We start from the raw sequence: 9,937 nt of genomic DNA on the forward strand, positions 1-9,937 counted from the left end.
CGCACCCGGGCATTCACCCTAACCCATAGTATGAGGCCGGCACCGCGCCAACCCCGGAACGGAGCCATCCGCACCGATAGGGCAAGACTTGCCCCACCTGTGACATGCCTTCATCAGTCGAAGTCCTGCGGCATAGCGAGGCACAAGGCCCGCATAGGCGCCACAACACTGTCATCCGGTAGAAATACCAGAACTCACAGGTAATGCTGCCAAGCTCGAAGGCACCCCGAGCCGGGCCGGTCGCGCCCGCCCCGCCTTAGACCCGACGAATCGGGTGGCAATGGGGCGGAGCGGCGAGGCGGGCCGATCGCGCTCAGAACGCCTTGAAGGTGATGATGGTGCGGGTATCCTGGATATCCGCGATGGTTTGGACGTGCTCGGCCACGAAATGTCCGATATCCACCCCGTCATCGACGTGAAACTTCGCCAGGACATCGTAGTGGCCGGCCGTCGAGTAGATCTCGGAGGCGATCTCCCGATCGGCCAGAGCACTCGCCACGGTGTAGGTCTTTCCCAGGCGGCACTTGATCTCGACGAAGAAGGTCTGCATCGGCTCGCTCCCGGCGATCGTCTGGATTCATGACAGGGAACGGATCCCGATCGACGATCGGGATCCGGCGGATCGGTCAGGGCCGCCCGACGCTGGCATAGGCGAAGCCGTGCTTGCGGGCATCCTCGGGCCGGTAGACGTTGCGCAGGTCGACGAGGACCGGCTCGGCCATCGCCTCGCGCAGGCGCTTGAGGTCGAGCGCCCGGAAGGCGTCCCACTCGGTCACGATCACGAGAGCGTGCGCGCCCTCCGCGCAGGCATAGGCATCGGTGGCATAGGCCACGTCGGGCAGGAGCGGGCGGGCCTGCTCGATGCCCTCCGGGTCGTAGGCCGTCACCGCGGCGCCGGCATCCTGCAGCCCGGTGATGATCGACAGCGAGGGCGCGTCGCGCATGTCGTCGGTGTTGGGCTTGAAGGTCAGCCCCAGCACGGCGATCCGCTTGCCGCGGACCGACCCGCCGCAGGCGGCGATCACCTTGCGGGCCATGGCGCGCTTGCGGCTGTCGTTGACCGCCACCACCGTCTCGACGAGGCGCACCGGCGAGCCCGCATCCTGGGCGGTCTTGACCAGCGCCAGCGTGTCCTTGGGAAAGCACGAGCCGCCGTAACCCGGCCCGGCATGCAGGAACTTGCGCCCGATGCGGTTGTCGAGGCCGATGCCGCGGGCGACCTCCTGCACGTCGGCGCCGACCTGCTCGCACAGGTCGGCGATCTCGTTGATGAAGGTGATCTTGGTGGCCAGGAAGGCGTTGGCCGCGTACTTGGTCAGCTCGGCGGTGCGCCGGCTCGTCACCAGGATCGGCGCGTGGTTGAGGTAGAGCGGGCGGTAGAGCTCGCTCACCACGGCGGCCGCGGCGGGATCGTCGGCACCGACGACGATGCGGTCGGGCCGCTTGAAGTCGGAGATCGCCGCGCCCTCGCGCAGGAATTCGGGGTTCGAGGCGACCGCGATGGCGATGTCCGGCCGCGCCTCGCGGACGATGCGCTCGACCTCGTCGCCGGTGCCGACCGGCACCGTGGACTTGGTGACGACGACGGTGGGCCCGGTGACGGCGGCGGCGATGTCGCGCGCCGCCTGGTAGACGTAGGAGAGGTCGGCGAAGCCGTCGCCCCGGCGCGAGGGCGTGCCGACCGCGATGAACACCGCGTCGGCCCCGGCGACCGCCTGGGCGAGGTCCGTGGTGAAGGTCAGGCGCTCCTGGCGCACGTTCTCGGCCACCAGCGCGTCGAGGCCGGGCTCGTAGATCGGGATGCGGCCCTCCTTGAGGGCGGTAATCTTCTCCGGCGCCGTGTCGACGCAGGTGATGGTGTGGCCGAAATCGGCGAAGCAGGCTCCGGAGACCAGGCCGACATACCCCGCCCCCACCATCGCAACGCGCATCTCACGTCCTCCCGGCAGCGGCGCGGCGCGGCGCCCGCGGGCACCGCTGTAGCGTTGCAGTGCAAAACGGGCAACGTCCGCCCCGTCACCAGAGGCGGAACAGCGCCTTCGCCCGGGCGAGGTTCGGGTTGTAGTAGGGGTCGTTGCGCAGCTCCGGCCCCCAGCGCTCGGTCATGGTGGCGACCTCGGCCTCGAAGCGGGCGCGCTTCTCGGGGGTGTCCTCCTTGCCGCGGCTCTTCGATTCGTGGTGCGTCAGGGCGGCGTGCGGCGTCCAGATCACCCGGTAGCCGGCCTTGCGCACCCGCAGGCACAGGTCGATGTCGTTGAAGGCCACCGCCAGATGCGCGGCGTCGAACCGGCCGACCTCCTCGAACACCGCGCGCCGCATCATCAGGCAGGCGCCGGTGACCGCCGAGACCTCCTGCGAGATCACCATGCGGCCGAAATAGCCCGGGTCGTCGGGCCCGATATCCGGGTGGCTGTGGCCGGCGACGCCGCCGACCCCCAGCACCACGCCGCCGTGCTGGAGCGTGCCGTCCGGATAGGACAGCTTGGCGCCGACGGCACCGACCCCGTCCTCGACCGCGATCGAGGCCAGTTCCGTGAGCCAGCCCGGCGCGACGATCTCGATGTCGTTGTTGAGGAACAGGAGCAGCGGCCCGCGCGCGGCCGCAGCACCGTCGTTCGAGAGCCCCGAGAAGTTGAACGGGCCGGGGCGCGACAGCACCCGCACCCGCGGATCGGCGGCGGCCCGCTCCAGGAGCGCCAGGGCCGCGGGCTCGGTGCTGCCGTTGTCGACCACCACGACCTCGATCGCCGGATAGTCGGTCCCGGTCAGGAGCCCGTCGAGGACGACGCGCAGCAGCTCGGCCCGGTCCTTGGTCGGAATCACCACCGAGACGAGCGGGGCCGGGTGGGGCAGGGCGCGCACCAGCCGGTTGAAGCCGAGCGGGCCCCGCTCGACCCGGTGCGGCCAGCCGCGCCGCGCCACCAGCTCCTCCAGGGCCTGGAGGCGCGCCGCCTCGGCCCGCGCCAGGAACGCGTCCGAGAAGGTGCCGGAGCCGATCGCGGTGCGCCAGTGGTACAGGATCGCCGGCAGGTGGCGCACCCGGGCCGGGTCGAGCCGGTCGCTCAGGCGCAGGAGCAGGTCGTGGTCCTGGCTGCCCTCGAAGCCGGGCCGCAGCCCCCCCGCCGCCGCGACGAGGCTGCGGCGCACCACCGTCAGGTGGTTGAGATAGTTCTGGCCGTAGAGGAGCTCGGGGTTCCAGTCGCCCTTGAAGTGCGGCTCGGAGCGCCGGCCGTCGGCGTCGATCTTGTCCTCGTCGCTGTAGATCAGGTCGAGGTCGGGCTCGCGCCGGATCGCCTTCGCCACTTCGTAAAGGGCGTGGGCCGGCAGCACGTCGTCGTGGTCCATGAAGGCGACGTAGGCGCCGCGGGCGAGCGCCAGCGCGGTGTTGGTGGCCGCCGCGATGTGGCCGTTCTCGGGCCGGCGCTCGACGCGGATGCGCGGATCCTCGGCCGCCGCCCGGGCGAGCAGCCGCGGCACCGCCGGGTCGGTCGAGGCGTCGTCGGCGATGCAGAGCTCCCAATGCGGGTAGAGCTGCCCGCGCACCGAGCGCAGGGCCTCCTCCAGGACCTTGGAACCCGGGTCGTAGACCGGCATCACCACCGAGATCAGCGGCGGCTCGCGCCACTGCGCCACCTCGGCGGTGATGCGGCCGCGGTCGGCCTCGCTCAGGGTGTCGAAGTGACGGACCCAGGTGTCGTAGCCGGTGAGCCCCGGCGGCACGAGGGCGCGGGCGAGACGGTGCTGCGAGCGCACCCGCTTGCCGACGGAGCGCCAGAAGAGGGCCTGGGCGGTGAGGACCGGCCGGCGCAGGGCCGCCCGGCCGACGAGGGCGAGGCGGCTGCGCACCGTGACGGTGAACTCGGCGATGGCCAGCGCCGGCTCGCCGAGCATCGGGGTCAGCCGCAGGGACGTGGTGCCGGCGGGCAGCCGCCCGAGCCAGGTGAAGCGCCCGTGGCCGAAGGCGCGCTCGTCGAGGCTGGTGCCCTGCGGCCCCTCCGGCCCATCCACGATGGCGGTGAGCTCGACCCGGCTGAAGGCGCCGTGGTTCTCGTCCTTGAAGGCGATCGCGACCCAGCGCGCCCCGAGCCCGAGATCCGCCACGTCGAGACTCAGCCCCTCGGCCCCGAACTCGAGCGCGAGGCGGGCGAAATCGCGCCGGACGACGCGGCCGCGCCCGAGGCGGAGCGACGCCTGCAGGGCGGCGGGCCGGGAGGCGGGGAGGGACGCGGAAGGGGTCTGGGCCGTCACCTGTGCTCGCGCCTTCATCACCTGTGCTCGCGCCGCTATCGCTGCCGCAGGGCCGGCGAGCAGCAGGCCCGGCCTCGTCATTCTCAATGAAATCAATTGGTTACGCCAAGGCAGGCGGCCGACCGTGTAGCAGGCGGCGGGAGCGGCTGGCAAGGCCCGGCCAGAGCCCGGGAAAGGCGCGATCGAGGCTCGGAAGGCCGCGGCGCCCGGCGGGCGGGACCGCCCGGCCGGCTCCCGGCCCGAGCCGCCGTCGGGAGCCGGCAACGGAAAACCGTGCCGGCCCGCGGAACCGTCTTGTCACCCGCCGCGACTGCCTCTATACGCCCTCTCACACCGGGGCCGCCCACACGGCCTCGAGGGCGCGTAGCTCAGCGGGAGAGCACTACGTTGACATCGTAGGGGTCACAGGTTCGATCCCTGTCGCGCCCACCATCGCACTTCGGATGTCAGGGGTCATCCCCCCGGAGCGCGACGAGACCGAGACCGCTCGGTCGCTTGTACGAGACCAGGGCGCCCCGGCGACGGGACCGCTCGAAGACGGACCGCACGGCGAGCCACGGCTTGCACGGGGCGATGGGCGCGTAGCTCAGCGGGAGAGCACTACGTTGACATCGTAGGGGTCACAGGTTCGATCCCTGTCGCGCCCACCATCGTACCACGGTCCTTCCCCACGGAGAGGCTCGCTGCCCGGCAGGATCGCCCGGCGGCCCGCTCCGCGACGGAACGGAATCCTCTCATGACCGACCAGGATGTGGGTGTCGCCTTCGCCACCCTGACGACCGCGCTCGCGGTCGCGCTGCACAAGCAGGGCGTCGCCGACGGCGAGGCGCTGCTGGCCGAGACCGTCGGCACCCTCGAGGCCGTCCTGGACAGCGACTACCCGGAGACCGCGCGGGCGATCCTCTCGGCCTGCGCCCGCTCGCTGCGGGCCGCGGAGGGCTGAAGGCCCCCTCGGCCTTGCAGCGACCGCGCCCGGGATGGGGCGCGGCGACCGTGCCGCGACGGCCCCTCAGAGCCAGAACCGCGCCGTCAGCTTCTCGTCGCTGTCGATCTCGGACGTGCTGACGACCCGGAGCTCATCGAAGAAGCGCTCGATGCCGATCGTCGCCAGGTCGTACGACATCATCCTCTTGAGGAGGGCGTTGTAGTTATCCTTCAGGTACGACGAGCCGGGATCGAGGCTGGTGACCAGCACGAGCCCGGTCGGGAAGGAATCGAGCGCCAGGATCTCCAGGTCGGGCCGGACCTGCTTGAGGAGGAGCGCCGTGCGCCAGACGTCGCCGGTCCACCACCCGGTGCGCGACGGCTTGACCGGGACGATGCCCGCCTCGGTGCGCGCCGTCATCGGCAGTTCCGGCGGCAGGCAATCGTGCAGGGCGATCACCGAGTTCGGTGCGGACACCGCCTCCGTGTTGTAGAAATCCCTGAGCAGGAACTCGCACCGGTGCATGCCGTCCAGAAAGGCGAACTGGACGGGCTCGCCGAACAGGTTCCTGGGATCGAACCGTGCGAAGAAGTCGTCGGACGTCATCTGGTACAGCAGCGACATCCGGCGCGTCGAAAAGATGGTGGGATCGGCGATGACGAAGGTGGGATCGACGGCGATCGCGTCGCACTTCGCCAAGGCGAGCGTGTCGCCTTCCCGGGTGCCGATCTCGAAGTAATTACGCGGCTGCAACGTCGCGTGGATTGTCGCCAGAACTTCCCTGTAGTTCGATCCGGCGTGCTCTTCCACGTCGTATCGAGACGAAGCGGCACCCATTCACCTGCCCCCGTCTTATACGATCGACATCATCACGGACCACGCCGCAGGGTAGAAACAACCCGCGCGACCGTCAAGCTTGGCAACCCCATCCTGGAGCGTCATGCCGTCCCGGGCGGGCCGACATCCGACCGGATCATCCGCGCGATGCGGGCATGGGCACGGGGCCCCGGTCGATGCGGGCCGAGCGGCAGCAGGGATCGAGGCCGTCGGCGGCACATCGCCCGGCCTCCCTGGCGTGCACGATTGGATTGCAGGGTAATGTGATCGGCATCGAATGTTCTGCAGATGAAAGTCCGCTCGTACCACCCTAACGGAACCCATTCCGCATCCCTATAGCCTCCAGCAAAAATGTTGGCATCTTGTTATTTCCTGGAATACAATAAATATTTTTACAAATATTAAATCGCTTTCACGAAATCTACGCTGAAATTTTCATTTGCGAAGGTGGATCAAAAACAGCATGTATTAGTAAATTGTAAATTATATTTGAAGGATAATATTTGCACAAAATTTGCCGGATGGGGGAATCTGTCATGCTTCGCAACACCAAAATCATGCTGAAATCGGTCGTGCCGCTGCTGCTCATGGCAACCGTGTCCTGCGGGCTGGTCGTCTATGCCGTCAGCGGCCTCGATGGCCTTGCCAAGCAGATGCGCAGCATCGTCGACCAGCAAACCGTCCGGCTCGAGCGGATCCTGAGCATCAGGATCAACACCAACGAGGTCGCCATCGCGTCCCGCAACCTCATCCTCGAGACCCGCGAGCGGGAGTTGGCGGGGTACAAGCTCCGCTACGACAATGCCGTGAAGGCCTCGCTCGACGCCGCGAACACCCTGATCGCAATGGCCGATACGCCGCAGCGCCAGGCCATTAACCAGACGCTTCAAAGCCTGCTGCAGGCCTTCTTCGCCGCCACCGACAGGGCGGCCGCCCTCGGCCTCAGGAACGACAACGAGGCGGCGGTCAAAGCCCTGCTGGTCGACGCCGGCGCCGCCCGCGAGAAGATGCGGACCTTCGTCGAAGAGCGCGTCGATCGCCTGAACGCCGAGCTGCGCCAGGCCCGGGACGAGGCGGAGCAATCCGTCTCGAAGGCCGTGTGGATGCTGACCGCTGCGGCGGCGGCCGGGCTGATCGGAGCGATCGCGCTTTCGGTCCTCATCGTGGTCTTCGGCATCACCCGTCCGCTCGCCGGCCTCGTCGGGGTGCTGCAGCGCATGGCCCGCGGCGAGATCGACGCCGAGATCCGGGAGGCCGGCCGCGGCGACGAGATCGGCGCCGTCGGCAAGGCGGTCGAGGGCATCAGGGCGATGGTCGCCCGCAAGGCCGCCGAGGAGGCCGAGATCAAGCGCCGCGCCGACGCGGCGGCGGCCGCCGAGCGCAAGCGCACCATGATCGAGCTCGCAGACGGCTTCGAGCGCGCCGTCGGCGGCATCGTCGGCATGGTCTCGTCCTCGGCCACCGAGCTCCAGGCTACCGCCCAGCAGATGACCGACACCGCCCAGGAGACCGCGTCCCAATCGACCACCGTGGCCGCCGCCGCGGAAGAAGCCGCCACCAACGTCAACACGGTCGCGGTGGCGGCCGAGGAGCTCGGCGCCTCGGTGCAGGAGATCGGCCGCCAGGTGACCGGCTCGGCCCATCTCGCCCAGGCGGCGGTGGGCGAGGCAAGCCAGACCGCGCAGCTCGTCCAGGCGCTCAGCCAGAACGCCGGCCGGATCGGCGACATGGTCGGGATGATCTCGGGCATCGCCGGCCAGACCAACCTGCTGGCGCTCAACGCCACGATCGAGGCGGCGCGCGCCGGCGCGGCGGGGCGCGGCTTCGCGGTGGTGGCCACGGAGGTGAAGGCGCTGGCCGAGCAGACCGCCAAGGCGACCGAGGAGATCGCGCGCCAGATCGGCGAGGTGCAGGGGGTGACCGCGCAGGCGGTGACGGCGATCGGCGCGATCACGAGCCGCATCCGGGAGATCGACAGCGTGGCGACGTCGATCGCGGCGGCGGTGGAGCAGCAGGGCGCGGCCACGCAGGAGATCGTGCGCAACGTCGCCCAGGCCTCGGTGGGGACGACCGAGGTGACGGGCAACATCGCCGGGGTGGCGCAGGCATCGGAGGAGACGGGGGCGGCGGCCGGACAGGTCCTGTCCGCAGCTTCCGAGCTGTCGCGGCAATCCGAGCATCTCGGCGCCGAGGTCGCCCGCTTCCTCGCCACCGTGCGGGCCGCCTGAAACCGCCTTTTCGTCGGCCAGCGCTCGCGACGAGAAGGCGAGCGGGCCGCCGCGATCCCCATCGACGGCTCCTTCCGGGGCCGTCGTCCTGCCCGGCAGGGCCGCGTCGCCGCGGGCGGGCGGCGGCGCCGGTACTGCATCCAGCAAGCGATGAACCGGGGTTGTTAAAATTCTATCGAGATAGATCCGATAAAACTCGCGCATAAATAAGATATATTCAACATTTATATTTGAAATAGATCGTTAGATCGCATCGTCATCGATCATGCCCTTCGCTGCTGCGTGCGCGAGAAACTCATCGAGCACGCTGGCGCCGAGCGTCCCTTGCCGCGGCACGGCGAGCGCCTGCTCGATCGCCATGAACCGGCCCGGCAGGAGGCGGAGATCCGTGCGCTGCGCCGCGAACGCCTCGACGGCCTGCCTGACGCCCGCCGCGACGTCGCATCCGCCCTCGCAGAGGAGCCGCAGAGCGTCGCCCGGCGTCGGCACCGTCGACAGCTCGGCGTGCCGGAGGGACCGGGCGAGATGGCCGTGGTAGGCGGCCCCGGCCGCCGACGCGACCCGCACCTGCGGCCGGTCGACGTCGTCGCCGTTCCGGAGCGGACTCGTCTCCCGGACGGCGAAAACGGCCTCGATGCGCTTATACGGGCGGCTATACGCCACGCGGTCGGCGCGCGCCGGATCGACGGCGATGAACGCGACGTCCCATCCGGCGTCGCCGACGGACGCCATGAGGGCGCCGGCCGACGGGAAGGTCACGAGGCGGACCGGGCGATCGAGCCACTCGCCGAGCGCGCGGCCCAGGTCGACGGCGATCCCGTGCGGCTCGCCGTCGTGCTCCCCGATCCGCACGAGCGCCGCGTTGGCGAGATTGATCGCGATGCGCAGAGGCCGGGCCGCGGCCGGATCGCTCGTCACGGGATCTCTCATCGTCGGTATGTCCCCAAGCGCCCGAAGCGCTTAAGCAGACTTGCGTTGGCAGGCCTCACGGCACACGGCAGCGACGTGAATCCGCGATGATTACCTCTCCCACCCGCGACCTCATCCTGAGGCGTTAGTCGATCGAAGATCGACTGACCTTGAAGGAGGCCTCCGGATGTCGCTGCGATTTCTGGAGGCGTCCTTCGAGGCTCAGCGATCGTCGATCACGTGCGATCTTTGATCGCCAACACGTGCGATCTTTGATCGCCAACACGTGCGATCTTTGATCGCCAACACGTGCGATCTTTGATCGCCAACACGTGCGATCTTTGATCGCCAACACGTGCGATCTTTGATCGCCAACACCTCAGGATGAGGTGGCGTATGGGAAAGCCTTGACGCAGAGAGGCTTCACGCCCCTGTCGTGTACCGTGGGCAGGCCAACGCTTCGCCCGCTCAGGTTCTTGTTTTGTCGCAGACTTCCGGCACCGAATCAGCGACCACTTCGGCAAAATCTGCTTGGCCGGGATAAGGCGAAGGAAGCTCGGCTCGACCCCGCCTCCTTCGCCGCCGCGGTCACTTCATCGTCGGCATCACGAATTCGGCGCCGGCGCGGATGCCGGTGGGCCAGCGGGTCGTGATGGTCTTCAACCGGGTGTAGAACCGCACCCCCTCCGGCCCGTGCATGTGGTGGTCGCCAAACAGCGACGCCTTCCAGCCGCCGAACGAGTGGAACGCCATCGGCACCGGGATCGGCACGTTGATCCCCACCATCCCG

Annotated in this window: 8 protein-coding genes and 2 tRNA genes; 4 read left to right on the forward strand and 6 right to left on the reverse strand. The window is 69.0% G+C overall.

Annotation, left to right across the window (positions count from 1 at the left end):
- Nucleotides 1–313: 313 nt before the first annotated feature.
- The 3 genes from V3T34_RS21115 to V3T34_RS21125 form a co-directional block, all read right to left on the reverse strand.
- The gene (locus V3T34_RS21115; protein ID WP_048426071.1) at nt 314–550 is read right to left on the reverse strand and encodes an Lrp/AsnC ligand binding domain-containing protein; all 237 of its coding nucleotides are present in this window, start codon (nt 548–550) and stop codon (nt 314–316) included.
- A 76-nt stretch (nt 551–626) separates the two neighbouring features.
- The gene (locus V3T34_RS21120; protein WP_305077942.1) at nt 627–1,931 is read right to left on the reverse strand and encodes a UDP-glucose dehydrogenase family protein; all 1,305 of its coding nucleotides are present in this window, start codon (nt 1,929–1,931) and stop codon (nt 627–629) included.
- Between the two features lie 85 nt (nt 1,932–2,016).
- Nucleotides 2,017–4,266: a glycosyltransferase family 2 protein gene (locus V3T34_RS21125; RefSeq protein ID WP_305077941.1), complete on the reverse strand. Its 2,250-nt coding sequence runs from the start codon at nt 4,264–4,266 to the stop codon at nt 2,017–2,019.
- 339 nt (nt 4,267–4,605) lie between these two features.
- Between V3T34_RS21125 and V3T34_RS21130 the strand changes: the two genes are divergently transcribed.
- The 3 genes from V3T34_RS21130 to V3T34_RS21140 all read left to right on the forward strand — a co-directional run bounded on the left by V3T34_RS21130 (nt 4,606) and on the right by V3T34_RS21140 (nt 5,191).
- Nucleotides 4,606–4,680, forward strand: a tRNA-Val gene (locus V3T34_RS21130).
- Between the two features lie 143 nt (nt 4,681–4,823).
- A tRNA-Val gene (locus tag V3T34_RS21135) sits at nt 4,824–4,898 on the forward strand.
- An 86-nt stretch (nt 4,899–4,984) separates the two neighbouring features.
- Nucleotides 4,985–5,191, forward strand: a complete 207-nt coding sequence (locus V3T34_RS21140) for a hypothetical protein (RefSeq protein ID WP_305077940.1) — start codon at nt 4,985–4,987, stop codon at nt 5,189–5,191.
- A 66-nt stretch (nt 5,192–5,257) separates the two neighbouring features.
- Here the strand turns inward: V3T34_RS21140 and V3T34_RS21145 are convergent, their stop codons facing one another.
- Complete coding sequence (locus V3T34_RS21145; protein WP_305077939.1) at nt 5,258–5,983, reverse strand: class I SAM-dependent methyltransferase; 726 nt, start codon at nt 5,981–5,983, stop codon at nt 5,258–5,260.
- 563 nt (nt 5,984–6,546) lie between these two features.
- Here V3T34_RS21145 and V3T34_RS21150 point away from each other — a divergent pair.
- The gene (locus V3T34_RS21150) at nt 6,547–8,238 is read left to right on the forward strand and encodes a methyl-accepting chemotaxis protein (protein ID WP_331369280.1); all 1,692 of its coding nucleotides are present in this window, start codon (nt 6,547–6,549) and stop codon (nt 8,236–8,238) included.
- A 243-nt stretch (nt 8,239–8,481) separates the two neighbouring features.
- On the opposite strand, the gene V3T34_RS21155 is transcribed toward V3T34_RS21150, so the two are convergent.
- Together V3T34_RS21155 and V3T34_RS21160 are read right to left on the reverse strand one after the other, a co-directional pair.
- Nucleotides 8,482–9,156, reverse strand: a complete 675-nt coding sequence (locus V3T34_RS21155; RefSeq protein ID WP_305077937.1) for a transporter substrate-binding domain-containing protein — start codon at nt 9,154–9,156, stop codon at nt 8,482–8,484.
- 579 nt (nt 9,157–9,735) lie between these two features.
- Nucleotides 9,736–9,937 (reverse strand): aldehyde dehydrogenase family protein (locus V3T34_RS21160; protein ID WP_305077936.1); only part of this gene is annotated, 202 nt, incomplete at its 5' end.

This window comes from Methylobacterium ajmalii, assembly GCF_036448855.1.
GTDB lineage: Bacteria > Pseudomonadota > Alphaproteobacteria > Rhizobiales > Beijerinckiaceae > Methylobacterium > Methylobacterium ajmalii.